At 41.3% G+C, this 24,604-nt stretch carries 19 protein-coding genes and 1 pseudogene; 6 read left to right on the top strand and 14 right to left on the bottom strand.

The window, feature by feature from the left end:
* Positions 1-17: 17 nt before the first annotated feature.
* The 5 genes from HMPREF2794_RS00360 (at position 18) to HMPREF2794_RS00340 (ending at position 3,922) form a co-directional block, all read left to right on the top strand.
* Complete coding sequence (locus HMPREF2794_RS00360; RefSeq protein WP_029425486.1) at positions 18-464, top strand: DUF6108 family protein; 447 nt, start codon at positions 18-20, stop codon at positions 462-464.
* A gap of 22 nt (positions 465-486) precedes the next feature.
* On the top strand, positions 487-1,389 hold the full coding sequence (locus HMPREF2794_RS00355; protein WP_022302265.1) for a hypothetical protein: 903 nt from the start codon (positions 487-489) through the stop codon (positions 1,387-1,389).
* 112 nt (positions 1,390-1,501) lie between these two features.
* Positions 1,502-2,488 carry a Gfo/Idh/MocA family protein gene (locus HMPREF2794_RS00350; protein ID WP_010537594.1) on the top strand — a complete coding sequence of 329 codons (987 nt, stop codon included), beginning with the start codon at positions 1,502-1,504 and terminating at the stop codon, positions 2,486-2,488.
* Positions 2,489-2,610: 122 nt separating this feature from the next.
* Complete coding sequence (locus HMPREF2794_RS00345; protein WP_008760614.1) at positions 2,611-3,081, top strand: nucleoside deaminase; 471 nt, start codon at positions 2,611-2,613, stop codon at positions 3,079-3,081.
* 37 nt (positions 3,082-3,118) lie between these two features.
* Positions 3,119-3,922 (top strand): fimbrillin family protein, encoded by an 804-nt coding sequence (locus tag HMPREF2794_RS00340; protein ID WP_055269182.1) that lies wholly within the window; start codon positions 3,119-3,121, stop codon positions 3,920-3,922.
* 134 nt (positions 3,923-4,056) lie between these two features.
* Here the strand turns inward: HMPREF2794_RS00340 and HMPREF2794_RS00335 are convergent, their stop codons facing one another.
* The 8 genes and pseudogenes from HMPREF2794_RS00335 to HMPREF2794_RS29875 all read right to left on the bottom strand — a co-directional run.
* The gene (locus tag HMPREF2794_RS00335) at positions 4,057-5,661 is read right to left on the bottom strand and encodes a SusD/RagB family nutrient-binding outer membrane lipoprotein (RefSeq protein ID WP_055269235.1); all 1,605 of its coding nucleotides are present in this window, start codon (positions 5,659-5,661) and stop codon (positions 4,057-4,059) included.
* Positions 5,662-5,680: 19 nt separating this feature from the next.
* Positions 5,681-8,869, bottom strand: a complete 3,189-nt coding sequence (locus HMPREF2794_RS00330) for a SusC/RagA family TonB-linked outer membrane protein (RefSeq protein WP_055269183.1) — start codon at positions 8,867-8,869, stop codon at positions 5,681-5,683.
* 313 nt (positions 8,870-9,182) lie between these two features.
* Positions 9,183-10,799: an OmpP1/FadL family transporter gene (locus HMPREF2794_RS00325; protein WP_010537589.1), complete on the bottom strand. Its 1,617-nt coding sequence runs from the start codon at positions 10,797-10,799 to the stop codon at positions 9,183-9,185.
* Positions 10,800-10,833: 34 nt separating this feature from the next.
* Positions 10,834-12,189: a hypothetical protein gene (locus HMPREF2794_RS00320; RefSeq protein WP_070750505.1), complete on the bottom strand. Its 1,356-nt coding sequence runs from the start codon at positions 12,187-12,189 to the stop codon at positions 10,834-10,836.
* A gap of 171 nt (positions 12,190-12,360) precedes the next feature.
* Positions 12,361-13,767 (bottom strand): histidine kinase dimerization/phospho-acceptor domain-containing protein, encoded by a 1,407-nt coding sequence (locus HMPREF2794_RS00315; protein WP_139147217.1) that lies wholly within the window; start codon positions 13,765-13,767, stop codon positions 12,361-12,363.
* 9 nt (positions 13,768-13,776) lie between these two features.
* Positions 13,777-14,292 carry a hypothetical protein gene (locus HMPREF2794_RS00310; protein ID WP_139147216.1) on the bottom strand — a complete coding sequence of 172 codons (516 nt, stop codon included), beginning with the start codon at positions 14,290-14,292 and terminating at the stop codon, positions 13,777-13,779.
* Positions 14,279-14,503 (bottom strand): sensor histidine kinase, encoded by a 225-nt coding sequence (locus HMPREF2794_RS29880; RefSeq protein WP_157998588.1) that lies wholly within the window; start codon positions 14,501-14,503, stop codon positions 14,279-14,281. Before HMPREF2794_RS29880 ends, HMPREF2794_RS00310 begins: the two co-directional genes overlap by 14 nt.
* 272 nt (positions 14,504-14,775) lie before the next feature.
* A pseudogene (locus HMPREF2794_RS29875) lies at positions 14,776-14,958 on the bottom strand (histidine kinase dimerization/phospho-acceptor domain-containing protein); the annotation flags it as partial.
* A 1,319-nt stretch (positions 14,959-16,277) separates the two neighbouring features.
* Here HMPREF2794_RS29875 and prmA point away from each other — a divergent pair.
* Positions 16,278-17,126, top strand: a complete 849-nt coding sequence (gene prmA, locus HMPREF2794_RS00300) for a 50S ribosomal protein L11 methyltransferase (RefSeq protein WP_010537584.1) — start codon at positions 16,278-16,280, stop codon at positions 17,124-17,126.
* Positions 17,127-17,354: 228 nt separating this feature from the next.
* On the opposite strand, the gene HMPREF2794_RS00295 is transcribed toward prmA, so the two are convergent.
* The 6 genes from HMPREF2794_RS00295 to HMPREF2794_RS00270 all read right to left on the bottom strand — a co-directional run bounded on the left by HMPREF2794_RS00295 (position 17,355) and on the right by HMPREF2794_RS00270 (position 24,466).
* Positions 17,355-17,861 carry a flavodoxin gene (locus tag HMPREF2794_RS00295; protein WP_010537583.1) on the bottom strand — a complete coding sequence of 169 codons (507 nt, stop codon included), beginning with the start codon at positions 17,859-17,861 and terminating at the stop codon, positions 17,355-17,357.
* A gap of 24 nt (positions 17,862-17,885) precedes the next feature.
* On the bottom strand, positions 17,886-19,922 hold the full coding sequence (locus tag HMPREF2794_RS00290) for an alpha-ketoacid dehydrogenase subunit alpha/beta (RefSeq protein ID WP_010537582.1): 2,037 nt from the start codon (positions 19,920-19,922) through the stop codon (positions 17,886-17,888).
* A gap of 37 nt (positions 19,923-19,959) precedes the next feature.
* Positions 19,960-21,306 carry a dihydrolipoamide acetyltransferase family protein gene (locus tag HMPREF2794_RS00285; RefSeq protein WP_022302271.1) on the bottom strand — a complete coding sequence of 449 codons (1,347 nt, stop codon included), beginning with the start codon at positions 21,304-21,306 and terminating at the stop codon, positions 19,960-19,962.
* Positions 21,307-21,393: 87 nt separating this feature from the next.
* Entirely contained in the window at positions 21,394-22,116 is a 723-nt protein-coding gene (locus HMPREF2794_RS00280; RefSeq protein WP_022302272.1) for a lipoate--protein ligase family protein, read from the bottom strand.
* A 33-nt stretch (positions 22,117-22,149) separates the two neighbouring features.
* Positions 22,150-23,496 carry a dihydrolipoyl dehydrogenase gene (gene lpdA / locus HMPREF2794_RS00275; RefSeq protein WP_010537579.1) on the bottom strand — a complete coding sequence of 449 codons (1,347 nt, stop codon included), beginning with the start codon at positions 23,494-23,496 and terminating at the stop codon, positions 22,150-22,152.
* A 76-nt stretch (positions 23,497-23,572) separates the two neighbouring features.
* Positions 23,573-24,466, bottom strand: coding sequence for a glycoside hydrolase family 25 protein (locus HMPREF2794_RS00270; protein ID WP_070750502.1), 894 nt, complete (start codon positions 24,464-24,466; stop codon positions 23,573-23,575).
* Between the last annotated feature and the right edge of the window lie 138 nt (positions 24,467-24,604).

Raw genomic sequence — 24,604 nt, 5'->3', positions numbered from 1 at the left:
AACAGCATATAATTATGATGAATAAAATCATTCGTACCACACTAATCGCCCTGTTACTTACATTCGCTGCCCATGCAGCCGCCCAACAGGGACTACAGATTGCCACCGTCTTTCAGAAGTACGGAAAGCAAAAAGGGGTGACTATGGTAGAGCTATCCAATGAAATGCTGGAAACTTACCAGATGACTCTCTATAAAAGTCTGGTTTTCAAGGATGTCAACAATGCACTTCCCACTATTCTCCGTTGCCTGGAAGCCGATAAGAAGAAAGCGAAGAAAGTGAAAGAAGTTGTTTCCAACGGGCAAATCAAATCCGGTTATTACCAGCTTCCCCAACTTAAGGAGGATGTGAACCGGTTTATCCTCTTCAAAACCGGAAAGAAAGATTCGGCTACCCTGATCTATATCGAAGGGGAACTGGATGCCGACGACCTGATTACCATGCTATTCATGAAGAAAGAATAAAAACAGATTAAGAAATACAAATATGAAAAAACTATTATTACTATGGCTCATGATGGCTCCAATGAGCGGCATGGCACAAAATGAAAGCACTCCGCAGGATACAACACTTTACGTCAACGGACGAAAGATCGTTATCAAGGAACAAGGTGACAAGATCAAAGTGAAACTCTACGAACGCGCATCCGGCGGAGATACGATAACGAACGCGCAAATCTTCGAAGGAGTCTACCTGAACGGACAGAGTACGGAAAGCCGCACCGTACTGAGCGCCCTCCCCTTCTCCAAAAAGAACAACAAGAAAAACAGATTTGAACCTCATGCCGGCGGATTCTATATCGGCTACACCCGACTGTCCAATGACTTTCTCTCATTCAATCCGTCGAGTGGTGCCGATCTCAATTCCAGCCATTCGTGGGAAATAGGCGGTAATCTGTTTACCGGTTCGCACGCCTTTGCGCCTACCTATAACTGGGGAATTACCATCGGATTGGGATGGGGATACCGCAGTATGCGTCTGGATGGCAATTATGCATTCCGTGAAATAGACGGAGTGACCGAAATCTATTCCGGGGAAGAGGCAGAAGAACCTACAGAGTACAGTAAAAGTCGTCTGCGTTATTTCTACTTCCGTATTCCGCTCTCTATCGAGTGGCAAACCCGGCTCAATGGCAAAGGCCCTCTGTTCTTTGCTGTAGGTCCCGAAGCTGAAATCCGTCACGGATTCAGATCGAAAGCAAAAGTTAACGGGTCAAAGAAGACGATTGACAAGGGACTGAACGGACGTCCATTGGGTATCAATTTACTTGCGCAAGCCGGTTATGCAGATCTGGGTGTATATATGCGTTACTCTACATACGGGCTTTTTGAGAAGAACAAAGGTCCCGAACTTTATCCCTTCTCTTTCGGAGTATGCTGGTACTGGTAAAGTAAAACTCATCCCCTTACCTATTTCTGACAGTTAACAATCAATAAAGTTGTTCTTCATAAAAAATAGCTTTATCTTTGGGAGTTGTTAAAACAAGCACAATAGGTATATTATGAATGAAAAGATGATTAAATGGGGCTTCATCGGTTGCGGAGAAGTAACCAAAACCAAAAGTGGCCCCGCCTTTCAAAAGGTAGAACATTCTGAAGTAGTAGCTGTAATGAGCCGCGACGGCGCCAAAGCAAAGGCTTATGCGAAAGAAAGAGGAATCAAGAAATGGTATGATGACGCCCAGGAACTGATTGACGATCCGGAAGTAAACGCCATTTATATCGCTACTCCTCCTTCTTCACACGCTACCTACGCCATTATGGCAATGAAAGCAGGAAAACCTGCCTATATTGAAAAACCAATGGCTGTCACTTATGAGGAGTGTACACGCATCAACCGTATTTCTCAGGAAACAGGGGTTCCCTGCTTCGTAGCCTATTACCGCCGCTATCTTCCCTACTTCCAGAAAGTGAAAGAAATGGTGGAGAATGGCTCTATCGGTAATGTCATCAACGTACAAGTCCGTTTTGCCCAGCCGCCACGTGATTTGGATTACAACCGTGAAAACCTCCCCTGGCGCGTACAGGCTGATATTGCAGGAGGCGGTTACTTTTATGATCTTGCCCCGCACCAGATTGATTTGCTGCAAGACATGTTCGGCTGCATCCTCGAAGCCAGCGGATATAAAAGCAACCGCGGAGGGCTTTACCCCGCCGAAGATACACTGAGCGCTTGCTTTCAGTTTGATAACGGATTGGTTGGCAGCGGCTCCTGGTGCTTTGTTGCCCATGATTCTGCCCGTGAGGACCGTATCGAAATCATCGGAGATAAAGGAATGATCTGCTTCTCTGTGTTTACTTACGAACCGATCGGTCTGCACACCGAACGAGGACGTGAAGAAATTTGCATCGGCAATCCCGAACATGTACAACAGCCACTTATACAGGCAGTAGTAGATCATCTGCTGGGTAAGTCCGTTTGTTCCTGCAACGGAGAAAGTGCTACCTTGACTAACTGGGTAATGGACAAAATATTAGGGAAGCTTTAAGAAGAAGCCTGCCCTTGTTTGTTTCTTAAAATAATTTAATCACTATATTCTATCGTTAGTTTTCTTTATATTTGCGAAAGGTAGCAATAAAAGCAAAACTAACGATATTATTTTTTATAACTATGACCAAAGAAGAACTAATGAGGAAAGCAATCGAGCTTTCCAAAGAAAACGTTGCTAATGGTGGAGGCCCGTTCGGAGCCGTCATTGCAACCAAAGAAGGGGAAATTATAGCTACAGGAGTCAACAGAGTAACCTCTTCGTGTGACCCCACCGCTCATGCCGAGGTAAGTGCCATACGTGCCGCAGCCGCCAAATTGGGGACATTCAACCTCAGCGGATACGAAATCTATACTTCATGCGAACCTTGCCCCATGTGTCTGGGTGCCATTTACTGGGCAAGACTGGACAAAATGTATTATGGTAATAATAAGACGGATGCAAAGAACATCGGTTTCGACGATTCCTTTATTTATGATGAACTGGCTCTAAAGCCTGCCGACAGAAAACTTCCCTCCGAAGTGCTGCTGCATAACGAAGCCATTACTGCCTTCGAAGCCTGGATGTCTAAAGAAGACAAAGTAGAATATTAGCACCAAATCTCACTTAAACTCACTAATACTTAGTAAAATGAAAAGAAAAAACTTTTTAGTTCTTTTAGCCGCAGGATGTTTGTTCAGTTGCCAGCAACAGGATGAACTGCAAGAAACAAGTAAAGAAGCAACCAACTTCTCAATCTCTATCGACGACGCTCTTTCTGACCCGCTTACCCGCACCAGCAGTGATCTGTTTCCTGCCAAAAACAGCATCACCACAGGAGAAGTTATCTCTATGGCTGCTTCCGGTCAGAACTATACCCCATTCATTGTCGGCCAAGATAGCCGTACTTGGAGTGAAATAAGTGCTACAACAAGCACAGTTACATTCTACGCCCATTATCCTGCACTGACGGATGGAGCCGCTACCAGATCAAGTGGCAACAAACGCCTGTTAAAAGGAGGACAAGAACATTTGTTCGGAACAGCAGAAGCCGTTCCGGGTAGTCGGAATGTATCCCTAAAATTCAAACGAATGACCGTACCGGTTATTATACTGGATGAAAATGATAATCCGTATGAAGGGGAAGCTAAAGTCGAACTTAGCCTGAAGAACGAAGGTACACAGGATTTATTGAACGGTATTATTGAAGTCAACGAGAATGCTTTATCAGAGAATATCGAAGTAAAGAAAGTATCCGAAGGTGCTGTTACCAATGTGCTTCCGCAAAAGATCAATGCCGGAGAAGAAATCGGTACTATCACTATCGGAGGAGTAGTTCAGAAAATCAGTGCGGTAGAAGATTTGGATTTAAAAGCAGGAAGTACACTTTCTGTCAGACTGTCAAGAAGAATCGGGGGCGGTATTATCGATGGTAATGTTCCATTGTACAGATAACATTAATGAAATCTTTCTGATTATATTCATAAAAGAACGGGACTCATCACGAATCCCGTTTTCTTGTTTATACCTAAAAACTATACAATAAGCCAGCTAGTTCAAGGCGAACCGGCTGGCTTATATATTACATTTTATTGTTTATCCCACCATACGCGTGATGTCATCTTATCCCCTCCGCTAAGTCTCTTTACGGCATCGTTGTAATTAACAGGGTTAGCTGTTATTTCACTTGTCGGATAAATGAAACGACGAGGAATCTCTCCATTTGTCACATTATTAGGATAGCTGGCTGCATTTTGGGACGGAGTCAGCTTAGGATATCCGGTACGACGCCAGTTTGCAAAGGCTTCATACTCATTACAGAATGTGTGGATATAATATTCCGTATTAATCTGTTCCAAAGCCTTCTCCGTATCAGCGTTCAATGGATTAGCATCCAGATAGGCGGCTATCTCAGCATCCGTAATTGTAGTAGTGGCTTTTTCATAATAAGAGAATTGCTTCATGGCGGCAGTCACCCCCTCTTTATAAAGGTTTTCTGCATCTCCTGTATATAATCCACGTTTCACCGCATCTGCCAATAACAACAGATTGCCGGCATGAGTGACAAGCATAGATGGTGAATCCGGACGTGCATATACTGTGCGATTAGGAACAGAATAAGTTTTTCTCCAATCATCACCCGGATAGCCAGGAGCTTTACTGATATCCCAGTCTCCTCCTTTTGAATCATATCCAACCGGCATACCTTTCTGTTTATCAGAAGCATTATCTCCCAAATCAAAATCAGCATCACCCCATCCTGGCTTCGGGTCTTTAGTACAAACCGTAGCAATCAAAGGAAGGCGAGGATCGTCTTTCAATATTTCTATAAAAGTTTCACTGATAAAAAATGCCTGAGTATCCAGACTGGAAAATACTTTTCCATAAGGTTCTGCAGAGTCATCACTCGGCGAACCATTGGCATGTCTGACAATTGCATTATCATCGTTACTTACAAACAAACCATTCGCTACTGCTTTAGCCACCCATGTCTTCGCTTTATCAGGGGCAACTTTGGTCAAACGCATTGCTACCCGAAGCATCAGTGAGTTCGCAAACTTCTTCCACTTTGTAGCATCACCTCCGTAGATAACGTCCGCAGCTCCTATTGTATTACTGGCAGAGGTGCTCAATGCGGCTTGTGCCTCATCAAGTTCTTTCAGCAAATCATTATAGATTGATTCTTGCGTGTCATATTTAGGATACGGAATCGGATTTGTAGAATATCCCTGACCTGCTTCAGAATAAGGAACATCACCGTAAAGATCGGTCATATTCTGGAACATATATGCTTTCATAATACGGCACATCTGATACTCATTTTCATAAGCGGGATTTCCTTCCCAATTATTCATCACATCTATTATATTACGAATAGCCGCACGACCACCGGAATAGAATCCTGTCCAATAAGCACCACTATACTGATCACTCCATGTATAAAAAGATCCATACACCCAGTCCACCGTAGCTGTATGCTGTATCATATTGGCTGTGTAGATACAGCCATTACGCCACACATCCCAGTCGGAACCACATATCTGCGCCTGTACTTGAGTAAACTCCATCTTATAATCCACTACTCCGGGATTCAGGTTCATAGGGTCATTATTCACATCCCCAAAATCATTACAGCTCGTCGTCAATCCCATCAGACTGAAAGCTGTCAAAATATATAAGGTAAACTTTTTCATTGTTACAGTATTTAAGATGTTAGAACTTAACATTTACATTGAATCCCACATTTCTCGTAGCCGGATATCCGTTCAATTCCAAACCTTGAGCATTACCGTTATTATAAGCAGATTCCGGATCAATATTATCTGTATGCTTCAAAATAGTCCAAAGGTTACGACCTACTAAAGAAAGAGTCACACCTTTTATAAGTGTCTGCTTATTCAACCATGCCTGCGGCAAAGTATATCCGATTGAAAGTTCACGCAGTTTTATGAAACTTGCATTATAAACAAACTCTTCAGCAATATTCTGATTGGTAATAGCCTGCCAATAGTCTTGTGCAGAAACAGCTACAGTATTCTTCACATATCCGCCTTTACCGTCAGACATTACACCATCGCCTACCATTGTTCCCTTACCGTCAGCGCCACGTCCCTGCAAAGTATTCTTATGCAAACCATTGCTATAGAGAGACAAATTAGTTCCGGAGAATAATTTAGCACCTGCCTTGAAGTCAATCAAGAAAGCAAGAGTTATATTCTTGTAAGTAAATTCATTGCGCCATCCACCGGTTACTTTATAAACACCGTTTCCTAATACCTGAACTTCATCAGAATGTACGGGAAGACCGTTTTCAAAAATAACTTGACCGTCCGGAGTACGCTTGTACTCATAACCTACTAATTCACCATAAGGATGTCCCAATATATTCTGAACAGAAACATTTCCTAAACGTGAGGTAGCTCCATCAAGTGTCAGTCTCTTTATGTTTTCTCCCGTTCCGTCTTTTCCCAAGTATTTTACATCACTGCTGTTATAAGCTATATTGAATGTAGAATTCCAGTTGAAGTCTTTCGTATGAATAGGAACAGCATTCACCATCACTTCCACACCACTATTTCTGATTTCTCCAACGTTCTGAATCGCTGATTCAAATCCGGAAGCACCACTGGTGGTCACCTGTACGATATCATCTTTGGTTGTCTTCTTATAATAAGCAGCATCCAATGATAAACGGTTGTCCAGGAAAGAAAGATTCAAACCAATTTCCCATTCGGAGATTTGAACAGGTTTCAAGCCTTTATTGGGTACGGTAGAGTTATTGATCGTCACCACAGGCTGTCCGTTAGACTGGTAGTTATCTACTTTATAGGTAAGAAGGTTCTGATATGCTTTTGTTCCGTTAGATGCAGCAGCATAAGATGCCCGAATCTTTCCGAAAGTAAACCAGTCGGGAGTCTTGAATGTATCGCTAAATACCCATGACATACCAATAGAAGGATAGAAATAATGATTATTATCCGGGTCCAGAGTGGAGAACCAGTCATTACGTCCTGTTAAGTTCAAGAAAACCTGATTCTTGTAACCAAGATCTGCGGTACCATAAATTGAATTTACCCGGTATTCTGTATATTCCTTCTTGTACAGATGCTTCGCTGTGTTACTGCTTGAATAGAAATCTGGAACAAAGAAGGAAGATGCCTTATCGTCCAGACCATATTTCTTTGTAATGTTCCTCTGACGGTTTCCACCAAAAGTAGCACCGACACTCCAGTCGCCAAATGTCTTATTGAATCCGATCAAATAGTTCAGGTTCATTTCAGAGAAGTTCTGAGTATATTCCTTTATATAACCACGCGGGTCTTCCGGAGAAGCAGAACCGATTGGCTTCACTTCAGAATATTCCAGATTATAACCGTCACGTGTTACGGCACCCTGGATGTATAACCAATCAAAGATATCATACTTCAAAGTCATACCACCAGTCAGACGATTACGGTTTGTTTCATTGGTAACTCTATACTGCAACCAATACGGGTTATTGAAATAACCGTTTGTACCACCTAACAGTTCTTTACCGTCAGCACCGGTACCCCAGTCACAATCCGGATTTTCGCGTTCCAACCAACGGATATCAAAAGAATTAGCATGATAAAGAAGTGCGGCATTTGTATTACTGTTACCATCAGACAAATTTGAACGACCTTTATTCTTGTCAAATACATAATTAGCATTCACCATCAAATGAACTTTCGAGGAAATGTCATAAGTCGTATTCATATTGATACCTTGCTGACTGATACTGGAATTAGGAAGTATACCCTTTACCGCCATATTGGAAACACCAAAACGATAGGATATCTTATCGGAAGCACCGCTCACAGCCAAGGTTGTCGTATTGTTAATCCCTGTACGATAAAAGTTCTTCCAGTTATCAACAGGAGAATAAGCATATTCCTTGCCCAAGAAGTTTACAGCCTTTCCTCCATCCATTATTTCACCCCAGCTGGATGTTTCAGTTGATTTTGCCACATCCGCAGAAAGCGGGCGATTGCCCTGCGTTCCTTGCCCGTAGGTATCCTGGAAATCACGGTAATCATAAATCACATCAAAAGCCAGGTTATTATTGAATTCAACAGAAACCGGTTTCCCTTTCTGACCCGATTTAGTGGTAATCAAGATAGCACCGTTACCACCGCGATATCCATAAAGCGCAGATGCAGCAGCACCTTTCAGCACCTGAATATCAGCAATATCATCCGGATTGATGCTTGACAAACCGTCACCCATATCTTTACCGCCCCACTGACCGGCACTACCGATATTGGTATTATCAAACGGAACGCCATCAATAACATAGAGTGGCTGGTTGTTTCCTGTCAATGAAGCATTACCACGAATAACGACACGGCTACTACCACCCGGACCGGTTGCATTTCCGGAAACGGAAACACCGGCAATCTTACCGGAAAGGGCATTACCAATGTTAGTAGTACGGGCTTCGGTGAAGTCTTTTCCTCCTACTGTCGTAGTAGAATAACCGAGAGACCTTTTCTGACGTTTAATACCCAAAGCTGTTACTACAACTTCATCGAGTGTCTGCGTATCTTCCTGTAAGATAATGTCTAAAGGTTTGCCCGTATATTTAACTTCTTGGGGGCTATAACCTACATAAGAGATTTGAATAACTGCCCCATCAGGAACATTGGATAGAACAAAATTACCGTCAAGATCGGTAATTACACCATTTGTAGTACCTTTGACTACAACTGAAGCTCCGATAACCGCTTCACCTGTTTTGTCTTTTACTACACCTTTACACGTACCGTTTTGCTGTGTGACATTCACACTTGTTGCTCCATTGTCAGAGGCTGCATAGGAAATTGCTGCCGGCATGGCACACAAGAGCAACAGCACACTTACTGATCTGAGTGGTTTAAACATAATACTGCTCTTTTAAGGTTAATAAAAATAAGTTTGTGTGTAGAGAGGACGTCAATATTTCATAGTTTGGTTCTGACTACAAATACAAAAATATGAAATTATTTTAAATAACAAGAAAATAAGTAGTTTTTTTTCTTTAAACAAAAAGAATAATTATATCCACTGAGAATATTACGATATACGAAACATCGACAATCTGTTTTGTCAGCAAATAAAAAATAAAAAAAGAAATCCCTGGAACCGCTGTAGACACTCAGCATTCCAGGGACTCTAACACACAAAAGTTATTATTGAAATTGAAAACAGTTTCTAATTAAAAGCGGAAACCTAAAGTCATCAGTACTTGACTACGTGTATTGGTTACTTTGGTTGCCTGTGGCGTTACTAAAGCCCATTCGCCAGACTTAGCATCCTGAAATTCATTAAAGAAAGGATAGAAGTCTTCTTTATATGCAGAAAACTTATATGCTAAATCCGCATAAAATATACTTCCCCTATACCCTATACCCAATGTAAATACATTCTGTGACATTTTATTAGAGAAATCAGTATCAGTCATAATAGAATTGGAAGGAAGATATTTCACAGCCTCATCTTTAAAAGCTGATGACGTATAGTTATATCCTAAACGGAATGCAAATTGAGGAATTACTTTATATTCGGCTCCTAAACGGAATGTATGTGTACCTTTCAGACAGTTCTTAGCTTCAGCTGTCTCAAATTCCATATCTCCTCCTCCTTCATTACCGGGATACTTAAACTTCATTGTAGAATAATCTTCATATTCATATTCTGCACCCAAAGCTAAAGAATTTCCAACTGTATATCCCATATTTACATTAAATGTCCATGGAGTATTCAAGCGGTAATCCCGTTCCATATCGCCTACATAATCATAAGTATCTACGATTATACGATCCCAATCACCTGTTGACGCTTTGTAATCAGTAGTCATACGAGCACTTGTTGCATAAGTCAACTTATAAAAAGTCGGTGTATGTACGGCAAAACCAACTCGGAAAGAAGAATTCTCAAAGGGACGAATGATCGCTCCCAGCTTTATATCAAATCCCGATCCTTTGATCTTGCTATAGCTATCCAGTAAATAACCTTCATCATTATCATACGATTCATCATAGCCTGAGTACTTTTTATAATTAACGTCATAGGCTCCGACAGTCACACCTAAATAAACACGATCACTAATATTAAAAGCAATATTAAAATCATATTCTCCAACTCCGCCTTGTTCTCTAGAATTGAAAACTGAATAAGGTTCTCCATAATTTAACGGATGATATAAATTTTCATCTTTACTATCCTTCTCTATCATTCCACCTTGAAATCCTATTGCTCCTAGCCATCCCGCTTCATTATCACTATAGATATTTCTGTTACTATAGTCCAGAGGTTCTCTATATGAATCCCAAACATACTTTGCAGCGTCAGTAGCCTGTTGCGCCATGTAGTTAGCCTGTGATACAGGTCTATCACCATATACGCCCATAAATCCAGCCATTGACATATTCTTATACAATGACTTCGAACGTTTGTAATTGAAACCAAAATTCACATAACGCAATGGAGTTTCATTACCAACTTTGGTAGAGAAAACAAAGCCAATGTTATCAAACGACCACCGATTCTTATCATTATTAAAAGTTTCTCTGTCATATTTACTTTCTGCACCATAAGCAGAGAAACTAAATGAAGTCATCACATCGTTACTTCTATATATACCAATACCGGCAGGATTTGTCCCCATTGTAGTAATGTCACCTCCTAAGGCTCCCATTGCTCCGCCCATTCCTACGAAACGGGCAGTACCATTCAAATCCTTTTCAGCTAACTTTGCAGCATCATATATAGATTGCGCACTAGCACCTATTATACAAGATAGAGCACATGCTAATGTTATTATCTTTTTCATAATCTTAAATTATTCATTTGAATATTACTCAACTTTATCGTCTGCTACTTCTGCTGGAAGACCCGCCACCGCCACTACTTCCACTACTAGAACGAGATGAACTACCACCAGAAGAATAGCTACCGCCACTGGAACGGGAAGAAGAACTTCCTGATGAATAGCTACCACTTGAGCGAGAACTGCTACTACTGCTAGGAGTATAGCTACGAGTAGATGAAGAACTACTACGTGTACTGCTTCCTCCTGAATAAGTACGTGAAGGTGATGTAGAACTTCCTCTATTATAAGTAGAAGAACTAGTTCTTCTCGATGAAGAAGAAGGAGAATATGTAGACGAACTACGTGTACTGCTACTTCCTCGTGTACTATTATAGGTAGAACTACTCCGAGTACTACTTGGGCGTGTATAGGTACTCCTTCTTGAAGAAGATGCGTCTGAGCGAGTACTTACTCCTGAACGTACGGCAGACTCTCTTCTTGAAACTACCCGTCCTGTCGTACTGGTACGATTGCCCGAAGTTACACTTGTTGCTCTACGAGTCTGTGAACGGTTATAATCTGAACGACGAGAGGTAGAGATTGATCTGTTAGGAGCATAAGAACGACGATTTGTATATGAGTTGCCAGCCCAATGGCTGCCGCCTCCACCGCCCCAGCCCCAGCTAGGACCACCACCCCAGTGGTGATGATGTCCCCAATAGCCACCGCCGCCATAGAAGCCACCCCAGTAGCCACCCCAGTAGCCACCATACCAGCCGCCCCATGAACCCGGGTAATATCCCCAGCCATAGTAAGGACGATTCCATCCCCAACCATAGTTCCATCCCCAACCGTAAGAGTTGTAACGCCAATCCCACCAAAGAGGATTACTGAATGTCGGGAAAGCATAAGCATACATGCCATCAGTATATACATTCCAGTCCCATGAATTAGGTCCGTAAACTACATCCCAATATAGAGGACTGCTAATGCTGATAGCAAAACGCGAATTACGGAAACGGATTATGCGTTCGGCATATTCATAGTCATCCTGTGTACCATTGAATTCACCAGTTACCCATTCTCCATCCAAATCCGGCTGATCTTTCTCTTTTATGTATAAGGTATCGTTATCCAATACGAATTCATTATCCTTTGCATCATAACGACGGTTATATTCATCTACATCCCGTGTGTTTCCCTTACGGGCCTGAACAACAACAGTAGTGCCCGGTGATGTATAGATGTTGGTCGTGACTTGCTTTTTCGGTTCCTTCTTCACTGGAGTCGTTTCTTTCTTCTCCTGCTTGTCTTTAGAAGGTACGAAATAAAGGTCGTCATCAACGCTTTGTGCCATCAAGCCTATAGGGAGGCATAAAGCAATTAGCAAGAAATAAACAATCTTTTTCATATCATCTCGGTTTATGTAATTACTTAAACTTATTCACATTACAAAGATAAGGAAGAGATTTACCACTTAGGGGAGATTTTCCCCAAACGATTATAGGGAAATCCCTATTTTCACGACTTTTATGAAGGGGAAAGATTATTTTGTTATATCAAGACTGCCGCAATCAGTCTATCAAACAAATGGAATAGTAAACTGTACATATTCCTCATTTACAATCCAGGCTCCTCCGAAATGCTCCACAAGCATACGATTCATTTCACTTTGAATCACAATGTTCTGTACAGGAGAAGTGGTGATAAAAATAGAATTATATACAGTAACCATAATCTCATTCTTAACCATATTCGTTTCTATCAGAATTCTCAATGGCTCACGTGGTACCTCATCAACTGGAATAAACACTGTCTTCATAAGTCTGAACAACCAGTTTCCATCATAACGAATCAAGTAATTAACACCTTGTTCCAATTTATTATTTATCTGTAACTCTTTATTAACAGAAGCCGTCCCGATAGCTTCTTCCAGATAAGTATTAAAATACAACTCCGCTGTCTGAAACTTCATCATACCTGCTTCTAAACGGGATAGATCGAGTATATCATTTATTAATTGAGATAATTCTGTAGCCGTTTTAGATATAACACCTGCGGCGCGGTTCTTCTGCTCATCAGTGAATTCTTTATCAGAAGCCAATGCCAGAGAGCAGTCCACAACTTCCGTCAACGGTTCCCGTATCGCATTATTCATATTAGAAATAAATGATTCCTTTACCTTATTTACCTTTTCTACTTCCTGGGCTATTCGTCGCATTTTTCTTTCTGACTTGCGCAGTTCTCTGTTGATACGATATTTAAGAATGGAAAAAATTAATAAAACAATAATGATCACCGCCATCAAAATTAATACGGACATGCTTATATAATAACGGAAACGTAAAGTCTGCAACTGGATTTTCTCTGTAGCATGGGTATTCCGAATAAAATTGACCTGCTTGTTGTATATCGAAACAGAAATTGAATCATTAGCCTTTAATGCCTTTTCATACAGCGGCAAGGCACGTTCGTAATCTTCCATATCCAGAAAAATATCAGCTTTATCGAGTAATGCATTATTATAATAAGAATAGTCAACTTTTCGATAACCGATAATAAGAGAATCCACACAGGCTATCGCCTCATCCCATTGCTCCGTTGCCGCATAATAGGCTTTATTTATCTCGTAGTATCTCAATTTATTAACAAAATATCTGTCAGAATAATATTTATCGGTCAACTGAATATACTTCTTTGCATTTGGCAAATCTCCCATTGCAAAATAATATTCGGCATAAGATACATATAAATAAAAAAAATCAAGATGCAACATTTGCTCCATATCCGGTTGCCTGCGAATCTCATTCTGAATGATTCTCTCCCGTTCCTGTATGCATTTCAACAGACCGGGATAATCTTTAAGCAGTTTATATACCATTATCAGGCTATTATTTATATCAGCAGATATTGTATAATCATTAAATTCCAGAGATTGAGCATAAGCCTTTTCCAGCATATCACCAGCTTGTTTCACTCTACCGGTCACACGATAAGCTCATGCTATACTTTGGTATGCCAATACAATGCCTTTATTATTCTTCAATGCCTGAGCTTCGTGCAACATATCCGTAGCTCGGTCTTCAAGCTCTTCAAAACTCTCATTCAATACTAATAAATCAATGTCACATTGTTCTCCCAAAAAGACTAAATCGTAATACTTTTCTTTCTTAGCTAAAGGCACCAATAAATCAAGCCACTTTCGAAGTTCTTCCCGATTATTCTCATTGAAGCATATATAAATATGATATAGGTAGGCACGACATTTATAAAGATTATCCTTTTGAGACTCGGCTTCTTTCAATAGTTCGTCAACATATTGTTTTCTAACGATTGGTTCCGGTTTGCAAACATCAACCAGTTCGCATAACGTTTTCAATCGTAAAGTATCATGTCCCGTTGATTCCAACTTTTGCATCAATATTTCTTTCGCACTGCTATCACCTGCGTATACATACGCCACCCCCCCAAGGAACATCCAAGATAACAATAATATTATTTTATTCATTCTCATGGCTATCATTTTCTAACGGATGTGTAAATACAAATCTTGCACCGGAGGTATATTTCGGATCAATCCAGATTTTCCCTTTCAGGTGTTCCACAATAAACCGACAAAGAGAAAGTCCGATTCCACTACCCTGAATTCCCTCATGTAACTTTTCAAAACGAGAAAAGATAGCAGGCTGCTTATCCAAAGGAATACCACACCCCGTATCCTCCACAGTAAAGACAGCCTCTTGCTTTTCGGTATCGATATCAAGCAAAAGGGCAATGGTCCCTTCGGAGTAAATTTCGTAGCATTAATCAACAGATTAATCAGAACTTGCTGCAAACGGGTACTATCTGTTTTTAAAACCAATTCATTCAACGATGTATGAAATACAATTTCTGCTGAAGTCCGCTTTACTTTTTCAATCGTTTCTATGGTTCTTTGACATAAGGCTACAACTTCGTGCCGTTCTAAGTTAAATGACATATTGTTCTCCTCTTGTTCGGACAATTCCATCACATCATTGATTAGTTTATGCAATAATTGTGCATTTTGCCTGATACTATCTCCACACATTTGCCTTGTCTCATCATCAATTGCATCTCCCATAGACGAAAGAACTTCCGAAAACCCGACAATAGCATTCAACGGTGTCCGGATTTCATGCGTCATGTTTGAGAGGAACATACTTTTAGATAAAATAGACCGCTTAGCTCTCTCATTTGCTTCAGACAATCTTACGCGTGACTTGTCTAATTCCTTATTATTTCTTTTAATCACTACAATTAATATTCCGATGATAACAAGCACAATGAGAGTATAACATATGATCCGTGCCAACAGCCCGTCATATACCTCCGCATTCTCCAATTTCATACGATCGGCTATATACGTTGAACGTATGGAATCCAAAGCTTCTGCAAAACGTTCCGTTTCTAAAGAGCGATTCAACTCCTTCACCTCATGATAAAGCACAGCGGCCTGTTGCAAGTCTTCTAAAATATGCAACAAAGCTCCTTTCGACTGCAAAGCATTCTTATATTCATATAGATTCCCTCTTTCTTTTGTAGCTACAATCAGGGAATCATATAAAGTAACTGCCTTCGTATAGTTTTTCTGAAAAAGATAATAGCTGATATATAAATCCAGTGATAATTCGGACAAGTACTCATTTGTTCTTTGCAAGTTCGTCGCCTTTTCCCAATATTTCTCAACCAATTCTTTATTTCCAACCTGAATATATCCTAGTGTGCGATACGACTGGATATAGAATTCAAAGTCTTCTTTCCCTATTAAATTTTGAGGGAGAAGCCTCTCGGCTATATCCAGATACTCCATTGCCTTCTCCACCTCATTCATTTTCAAATAAGCATAAATCTGCTGAATAACTAAGCGAAGCTTTATAAAGGCATCATTATTATTTTGTAATTCTGCTTCGGCTGACAGAAACGTCTCAACTGCCAATGCATAAAGCCCTGTATGCATATAAGTATCCCCAATAGCCTGCAATGACAAGGCTCTTCCCCGTGATGAATTTAACAGTTTAGCCTTTTCATACATCTCCTGCGCCTGAACAATCGCCTCGCCTGTTCCTCCTTTCAGACAGGTAGCATTGACTTTTATCTGTGCCGCCAGGAATGCAGTATTCCAATCTTCTGACTCCCAAGCTTCCTGTTCTACCTCCGCACATAATGCCAAGATAGAATCTTTCCATACGGAAGTAGTGGAATAAATCAGATTACGATTTGAGAGAGATAATAAATGAGGTAGTTTATGAATGGATTGGGCATTGACAGCATTCCCTAAACCCGTAAATAAATACGTAGCCAAGCCCAATAATAATACGAATGTTCTTTTGTTCATGTTTCTTTATCAAACAGGTTCTGCCTATCGACCGTTCACACAAAGATACAAAAAAACAATAGCAGCATATACTTAACACAATTACTTAGCTAATAATTCGTTTTTTGAGTATCTTTGCACATTATTCAGAATAAAGAAAGATTATGAAATACTTTGAATTTGTATTCCGTACACATCCCTGCACCGAAACGGTGAACGATGTATTGGCAGCCGTCCTTGGTGAAGCCGGATTTGAGAGTTTTATGGAATGTGAAGGCGGACTTACCGCATATATTCAACAATCCTTGTGTGACGAAACAAGTATTAAAAATGCTATCGCAGACTTTCCACTGCCCGATACAGAAATCACCTATACTTACACTGAGGCAGAAGACAAGGACTGGAATGAAGAATGGGAAAAGAATTTCTTCCAACCGATTGTTATCGGAGACCGGTGTGTAATTCACAGTACATTCCACCATGATGTTCCGAAAGCAGAATATGATATTGTAATAAACCCGCAAATGGCTTTCGGCACAGGACATCATGAAACGACAAGCCTCATCATCGAAGAGTTGCTGGACAGCGAACTAAAAGACAAATCCCTGCTGGACATGGGTTGCGGAACTTCGATCCTTGCCATACTTGCACGCATGAGAGGTGCCCGTCCCTGTACTGCCATCGATATTGATGAATGGTGTGTACGCAACTCTATTGAAAACATCGAACTGAACGGTGTAAACGAAATTGCAGTTTCGCAAGGAGATGCTTCATCACTTGTCGGTAAAGGTCCTTTTGATGTGATTATCGCTAACATTAACCGGAACATTCTGCTGAACGACATGAGACACTACATTGCCTGTATGCATCCGGGGTCCGAACTCTATATGAGTGGGTTCTACATAGATGATATTCATGCTATCCGAGAAGAGGCAGAAAAAAATGGGCTGGTTTTCGTCCATTATAAGGAGAAAAATCGCTGGGCAGAGGTTAAGTTCGTCTGCAAAGGTTAGCTATTTGCAATTTATCTTTAAGACATTTTTATCAGTCTCAGACTATAAAATACAGGAGATGCTGATTTTGTACAGTACCACATACCCATCTTGTCACACAAGAGATGTTCATCTGATACTGCACGAGATCAGCATCTCTTGCAATATGTCCCTCAATACTAAAAAAGGAGTATAGCGATATCACCGCAGCTATCTTATTATTTTTTCAATCACATAGCACAGGCAACATCATTCAAATTCCTTCTTTACCTGTTCACACCATTCCCTGATTCTCTTTTCCGCCTGCTCAGACTGATTATCCAGATCTACCACCAAGCCACACCACCGATCTCCGCGCAGTGCCCGGGAACGTTCAAAAGTATATCCTTCGGAAGAAGTAAAACCGACCAATGTGGCCCCATCTCCTTCAAATACCTCGGCAAGCAGTCCGATGCCATCTGCAAAGTTTTCGGGATAACGTATCTGATCACCCAATCCGAAGATGGCAACTTTTTTCCCTTTTAGATTCAGCGTCCTAAGTTCCGGCAAGAGTTCATCCCAATAGGTTGGGAGTTCCCCATCAAACCAGGTAGAAGCGCCTACTATAAAACAATCATATGCTGTAAAATCATTCTGCCACGCCTGTTCTATAGCAACAACCTCTAGCTTATCTTTTCCAAATTCTTTCTGAATCTTCTCTGCCACCCAAGTAGTCTTATCAGCTTTGGTGGCATAAAACAAACCAATCTTTTTCATAAACTATACCTCCATTTTATTCGATTAATATTCCAGCACCTTTTTGGCAGCTTCATATATTTTCGCTTCATCCGGCAAAATTTCTTTCTCCAGAATAGGATTAAAGCCAACCGGAGTGAAAGTAGAACCGACACGTTGTACCGGACCATCCAAATACCGGAACATTTCCGAACCAATCATGGCTGCCAGCTCTGCCCCAAAGCCTGAAAACACTTTATCTTCGTGAACAACCAATGCCTTGCTAGTCTTCTTCACTGATTCAAAAATCGCCTCTTTATCTAATGGCATCAACGAACGGATATCGATGACTTCAACTTTCCATCCTCCTTCTTTTTCCAGCCGTTCAGCCGCATGTAGACAAAAATGAGTAGTATTACCATAAGTTATAATACTCAAATCTGTTCCTTCACGGCGAACACGTGCCTTTCCGAAAGGAACTTCAAAATCCTCGGGAACAACGGCAGCTGCTTCTACCGAATTATATAATGCCTTCGGTTCCAAAAACAGCGTAAATCCTTTAGAACGCATACTGGTACGCAACAGTCCGGCTGCATCATCAGCAAAAGAAGGACAAACGATACGTGCACCTGGCAAGGTAGTCAGTGCACCTTCTATATTTTGAGAATGATATAATCCACCACCGATATATCCTCCGGAAGCCAGTCGCAAAGTAATATTCGGTGCAAACTTACCATTGCTGCGCCAATATTCATGTGTACACTCTACATATTGTTCTACAGCAGGCCAGAAGTAGTCGGCAAATTCCGCCCCTTCTATCACCACGTGAATTTTAGGGTCGAAGCGACTCATTCCGTTGGCCGTACCTACAATATAATCTTCGGCAATAGGTGCACTGAACACACGTGCTTCACCGAACTCCTGCTGCATCCCTTTGGTCACATTAAAAACTCCCCCTTTTTCTCTGTTTGCTACGTCCTGTCCCCAAATAAAGGTATCCGGATTATGTCGGAACTCAGCTTTTAAAGTTTCATTAATAGCATTTACAAGGAAAGTTTTCTCCCCTTCTTCCTGATGAGTCCCCTCTTTATACTTCTGAGGTTGATAAGGTTCGGGCATCACAAAGTCATAAATACTCTTAGGATCGGGATCAGGAGCTGCCAACGCTTTACGATTGGCAGCAGACAGTTCTTTTTTAGCCTCGACTTCAATTTGTTGCAATTCCTCTTCCGTCAAACGTTTGTAACGTAATAACATCCGTCGGAATTTCATCAAAGGATCTGCCTCTTTCACATATTCCAGTTCATCTTCATCCCTGTATAAGGTATGTTTATCTGAATTGGAGTGAGAACCGATACGAACACAATTGGCTTGTACTATCACTGGATTACGGGTGTTGATCGCATATTCACGAGCTTCGCTCATAGCATTCATAGAATCAAAAACATCTTTTCCGTTGCAGTAGATGATTTTCAAATTCTTAAAGCCGGAAAAGTTTTCGGCAACTTTACGGTTGGCAGTTTGTTCCGATTTAGGTACGGAAATGCCATATCCGTTATCCTGAATAACAAAGATCACCGGAAGACGTTCCAGACTGGCTCCATTAATAGCTTCGTAAACAAATCCTTCGGAAGTGGCGGATTCGCCGTGTGAAGTTATTGCCACTCCTTTGTGACCATAATATACCATTGCTCTCGCTACACCAGCTGCATGCAGGTCATGTGTGCCGGTAGCAGAAGAAATGTTCTCAATATGCCACTCCGGTTTGGCAAAGTGATTGGACATATGGCGACCGCCACTACCCGGATCAGTCGCTTTTGAAATACCGTTCAATATGACCTCTTCGGCTGTCATTCCGGCAGAAAGTACAGTCAGCATATCACGGTAATAAGGAAACAGAAAGTCCTCTCCAAGTGTGAAAACCTGACCAATAGCCAGCTGGATTCCATCATGCCCGGCATAAGGAGCATGGTAAGACCAGCCTAGTGATTGTAACAGATAAGATGGTGCCTTTTCGTCCAAAGCACGCCCTAGTGTCATCAGATGATACCATTTTTTCAGGGTTTCTACATCTGTTGTCTTTATATCATATTTCTTTTTCATGGTTAATGCAATTCTTAATGAATAAAATAATCAAGTATCAACCTTCCCAGTTCTCCAGATAATCGGCGATAAAATGCAGGAAGTTGCCCCCCAGCATACCATCTACCACACGGTGATCGTAAGAAAGAGACAGGTACATTTTATGACGGATGGCAATTGTATCTCCTTCCGGTGTCTCTATGACAGCCGGTTTCTTCTCAATGTATCCCACTCCCAAGATAGCTACCTGAGGCTGATTTATGATCGGTGTGCCGAAAAGGCTCTTAAAAGTACCGAAATTGGTAATAGTAAATGTACCTCCATCAATATCTTCAGGCATTAATTTGTTGTCACGCGCTTTGATTGCCAATGAATCGATGGCAACAGCCAATCCGTTAAGATTCAAATGATCGGCATCATGTACCACAGGAACAATCAAGTTACCATCATTCAAAGAAACAGCAATGCCCACATTAATATGCTTCTTAAACAGGATATTGTAGCCGTCGACCGATACATTTACCTGAGGATAGGTGGACAGTGCTTTTGCTACAGCCTCTGTTATTACAGGCATATATGTCAACTTCACTCCTTCGCGGCGGAAGAAAGCATCTTTATTCTTTTCACGCCAGCGAACCAGTTTAGTAACATCGACCTCCACAACATTGGTTACGTGCGGAGATACTTTCTTTGACATAACCATATGATCTGCAATGATACGGCGAACCCGGTCCATTTCTTTCACCTCCACTCCCGGAATGTTGGACGCCGCGAATGATACAACAGCAGCGGGTGCTGTTGTTACAGGTGCAACACTTGCAGATACAGCAGGTGCACTGCCTACCGGTGATGCCGTTTTTGGAGACGATGCAGAGGGCACAGACGGTGCAGGCTCCGGCGTTCCGGAAAGTCCTCTTTTCTTTCTATCAATATAATCTTTGATATCTTTCTTACTCAACCGCCCTTCGTATCCTGTACCTTGTATGGAATCCAGTTCCTCTTTCGGAATTTTAGCTTCCCGTGCCAACTGAATGACAACAGGAGAATACCAGCGTTCCTCTTTTGTCTCAATAGATTCCTGATTTCCCTTCTGAATCTCAGACTCTGCAAATACTTTTTCATGAGAATCACTAACATTCTCCTGAGAAGAATCATCTTCCTCTCCTCCCATATCCACAACAGCAACCACAGTACCAACAGCAACCGTATCACCTTCTTTAAATAGAATTTCCACTACTTTCCCGGCTACCGGAGAAGGAATTTCCGCACTGACTTTTGCAGTATTTACTTCGAAGAGAACATCGTCTTCCTGAATGATATCCCCCACTTTTACAGACCAAGAAACAATAGTCCCTTCGGTTATACTCTCGCCCAACTTGGGCATTTTTATTTCGAATCTTGACATAGACAGTAAATTTATTATTCAACCTTGATATATTAAAACAACCCGCTGAAATAGAAAGTTTTAAGTTAAAGTATTTTTAACCGGACTTCAGCGGCTGAATATCCATTCGTCCCGGATATATTTTTCTTTCCGAAGTTTGTCAATAACCCCTAGCTCCCATTCATTGAAAGCAACAGCCGATTGCCCCTTACTAAAATATTGGAAAACAGTCTTTTTGAAATCCTCAATCGTCTCCATAGGCAAGTAGTTGGAAATATTAGTGACCGCACTTCGGACAGAAGGAACGGCATATACAGGCACTGATTCTTTTTCTTCTATTTTTCCTTCCGGATTTAAAACCTTATTCAATATGGTCATATCCGTATCATAGAGTAAAGTACAATGATACAGAACTCTATTTTTATATACACATTGAGCACTCCCCGATATCTTCAAGCCATGCAGATAGATGCCCAGTCGTTCATCTCCTTCGGCAGTTAAGCCAATTGAAACGAAAAATTCCAATACGCGATGAAGATATGTCTTGAAATCAGGCAGACGGGACACTGTCTCAATAAAAGTCAAATTGACATTGCCCAAATCATGATATACCGTTCCTCCTCCCGAAAATCGACGGGCAATATGAATCTGTTGCAGTTCCGCCCACTCCCGGTCCACTTCCGACTGTACACGTTGATGTTTGCCCATCACCACAGAAGGCGTATCCTGCCAAAGCATAAAAACATCATCAGCTCCCTGCTTCAACAGATATTCTTCTGCCGCCAAATGGAAGTAAATATCGGTGAAAGGACTATGAATACAACGAACCATAATGTATACTCCTTATTCTTTCAAAAGAATTACTTATGAGAAGAGTAGCTCATGGTAAATCTCCCCAACCGTAGGATGTGGAAATACACTCTTCTGGAATTCTTCGATTGTATATCCCTTCTGGATAGCAATACCGGCTATAACAATCAGTTCTGATGCAGGATTCCCGATTATATGACAACCTATGATATGCCCTTCCTCATCCTGAATCAACTTGCAGATACCATTCCCCTGTTCATTCTCCGCAACAAACCGGCCGGAATATGCCATCGGTAGTTTAGTAACCCGATAAGGTAGCCCCAATTGAATCAATTCCTCTTCCGTCTTACCCACTCCGGCTACTTCCGGATTTGTATAAACGACTCCCGGAACACAATGATAGTTCATCTGATCTTCCACTCCTAAAATGTGGTTGACAGCTACTTCCGCTTCACGAATTGCCGTATGTGCCAGCAAGGAATACCCCGTAATATCTCCACAAGCGTATACCCTCGGGTGAGAAGTCAATAAATGTTCATCAACTTTTACCCCATTCCGATAAAGTTCTATATTCAGTTTATCCAGTCCGACTTTGTCCAAATTTGCCTTACGCCCTACGCTAAGCAATATCTTTTCCGCTTCAATCGTTGAGGACTTTCCTTCTTTTTCAATCACAACTCCACCAAGCTTCACTTCCACCACTTTAGTATTCAAATAGAAAGTGACTCCGCGCTTTGCATATTCCGAGCGAAGCATACCGCTGGTTTCCTTATCCATTACACCCAAAATCTCCGGCATCATTTCAACGACATGTACCTTCACCCCCATACTGTTAAAGAATGAGGCAAACTCCATACCGATTACTCCGCCACCAATAATCACCAATGTTTTGGGAAGTTCTTTTATCTCCAGTGCCTCTCGGGAAGTCCAGTAACTAACCTCTGACAATCCGGGTATCGGAGGAATTACTGTATCAGAACCGGTGCAAACCAATAAATATTTGACCTCGTACTTTTCTCCATCGCAAGCAATCCGAATCAGTCCGCCGGATTCTCCTTCTATCACCGCTTCTTTTTCTACAATCGTCACACCATAAGAATTAACAGTCATCTTCACTCCACCTGTCAACATCTTCACTGTTTTATCTTTCCGGCTCATGATTTTGGATAAGTCAAAGGAAGGAGACTCCGCTGAGATTCCATATTTGGAAGCAGTCTTAATGCTATCCAGTATTTTAGCAGAATATAGCAATGTTTTAGTAGGAATACATCCTTCATTCAGACACACTCCTCCTATTGCCTTTTTTTCAAACAAAACGGCTTTTAGTCCGTTAGCTCCCGCCCTTTCGGCAGCTGTATAACCAGCAGGGCCACCACCAATAATAGCTATATCAAATTTCATAATCGTATCTTTTTAGTAATAATACGATTATAACAAATGAAAGAAGAGATTAGTTGTATGACAAGAAACGTACCCGCTACTTAATTGTCAACTTTTTGAGTTCCTCTAAGGTCCCGTTGAATACATTGAGGTCTACATCCTCTTTAATACCCGGTACGTTTCCAACGTCCGTATGTTGCCAGAAATGCCATTTACCCTGATATTTCACTGAATCGACATAATAGTGGGCAATCCAGTAAGGATAAGCATTAAAAATAGAATCGTCCAGATAACGGGTCTTGAATTTATAAGAAGTATAAAGAATGGGCTTCACTCCATAATGGGATTCTATACGATCCAGCCAACGCTTAATGCCTTGCTGCAATTCTTTTTTCTCTTTTCGTCCGGTCACTTCCACATCGAGTACCGGGGGCAGGTCACCGGAATCCAGTTTAACTGTGCGGATAAAGAAATCCGCTTGTTTCAAAGCATCTGTACCGGGAATATAGAAATGATAAGCGCCACGAATAAAACCATGATTACGTGCGTTTACAAAATTGGCTTCGAATGTAGTATCGTTATGATCTCCTCCTTCAGTCGCTTTCATAAAGATGAAATGCAAAGGAGTAGCCGTCTGCTTATTTTGTAAAAGTCTTCCCCAGTCTATTTTTCCTTGATAATGAGAAATGTCAATCCCATGAATGTCATATCCGGAAGGAATGCAGACTCCGTATTCCTTCATGCCATTGCAAGGTTTCCACCGATAGGCATAAGGACGAAGAAAGAAATAATAGAAAATGACGGAGAAACAACCGATAATCACCACAGCCAATAAATTGCGAAGCCAGCCGGACATCGAATAACCATGCTTCATCGGTGCCTTTTTCTGGGCACGGGAAGGTTTGGAAGAAGAAACGGTCCCCTTTTTTCTGGTAGTGGCAACTGTTCTTTTCTTTTGGACAGCAGAAATCGGATTATTACGTGACGGCATTTGTTTTGATGAATAAATATATGAAAGATAGGCACGGATTACACGGATTACACAGTTTTAGCATACTATTTCTTAAAACCGTGTTAATCTGCGTAATCCGTGCCTGAATAACTCTTCATCACAACGTTGCTTGATACA

This window comes from Bacteroides sp. HMSC067B03 (genome assembly GCF_001811315.1).
Lineage (GTDB): Bacteria > Bacteroidota > Bacteroidia > Bacteroidales > Bacteroidaceae > Bacteroides > Bacteroides faecis.
The sequence above is the reverse complement of the archived record's forward strand: the minus strand, read 5'-3'. Positions and strand labels throughout refer to the sequence as shown.

Excerpts from the sequence above, each read along its gene's own strand:
- HMPREF2794_RS00350 (WP_010537594.1), top strand. The coding sequence starts at position 1,502 with ATGAATGAAAAGATGATTAAATGGGGCTTCATCGGTTGCGGAGAAGTA.
- prmA (WP_010537584.1), top strand. The coding sequence starts at position 16,278 with ATGAAATACTTTGAATTTGTATTCCGTACACATCCCTGCACCGAAACG.
- HMPREF2794_RS00355 (WP_022302265.1), top strand. The coding sequence starts at position 487 with ATGAAAAAACTATTATTACTATGGCTCATGATGGCTCCAATGAGCGGC.
- HMPREF2794_RS00290 (WP_010537582.1), bottom strand. The coding sequence starts at position 19,922 with ATGAAAAAGAAATATGATATAAAGACAACAGATGTAGAAACCCTGAAA.
- HMPREF2794_RS00295 (WP_010537583.1), bottom strand. The coding sequence starts at position 17,861 with ATGAAAAAGATTGGTTTGTTTTATGCCACCAAAGCTGATAAGACTACT.
- lpdA (WP_010537579.1), bottom strand. The coding sequence starts at position 23,496 with ATGAAATTTGATATAGCTATTATTGGTGGTGGCCCTGCTGGTTATACA.
- HMPREF2794_RS00320 (WP_070750505.1), bottom strand. The coding sequence starts at position 12,189 with ATGAAAAAGATTGTTTATTTCTTGCTAATTGCTTTATGCCTCCCTATA.
- HMPREF2794_RS00360 (WP_029425486.1), top strand. The coding sequence starts at position 18 with ATGAATAAAATCATTCGTACCACACTAATCGCCCTGTTACTTACATTC.
- HMPREF2794_RS00335 (WP_055269235.1), bottom strand. The coding sequence starts at position 5,661 with ATGAAAAAGTTTACCTTATATATTTTGACAGCTTTCAGTCTGATGGGA.
- HMPREF2794_RS00285 (WP_022302271.1), bottom strand. The coding sequence starts at position 21,306 with ATGTCAAGATTCGAAATAAAAATGCCCAAGTTGGGCGAGAGTATAACC.
- HMPREF2794_RS00340 (WP_055269182.1), top strand. The coding sequence starts at position 3,119 with ATGAAAAGAAAAAACTTTTTAGTTCTTTTAGCCGCAGGATGTTTGTTC.
- HMPREF2794_RS00345 (WP_008760614.1), top strand. The coding sequence starts at position 2,611 with ATGACCAAAGAAGAACTAATGAGGAAAGCAATCGAGCTTTCCAAAGAA.
- HMPREF2794_RS00330 (WP_055269183.1), bottom strand. The coding sequence starts at position 8,869 with ATGTTTAAACCACTCAGATCAGTAAGTGTGCTGTTGCTCTTGTGTGCC.
- HMPREF2794_RS00310 (WP_139147216.1), bottom strand. The coding sequence starts at position 14,292 with ATGAGAATGAATAAAATAATATTATTGTTATCTTGGATGTTCCTTGGG.
- HMPREF2794_RS00270 (WP_070750502.1), bottom strand. The coding sequence starts at position 24,466 with ATGCCGTCACGTAATAATCCGATTTCTGCTGTCCAAAAGAAAAGAACA.
- HMPREF2794_RS00280 (WP_022302272.1), bottom strand. The coding sequence starts at position 22,116 with ATGGTTCGTTGTATTCATAGTCCTTTCACCGATATTTACTTCCATTTG.
- HMPREF2794_RS00325 (WP_010537589.1), bottom strand. The coding sequence starts at position 10,799 with ATGAAAAAGATAATAACATTAGCATGTGCTCTATCTTGTATAATAGGT.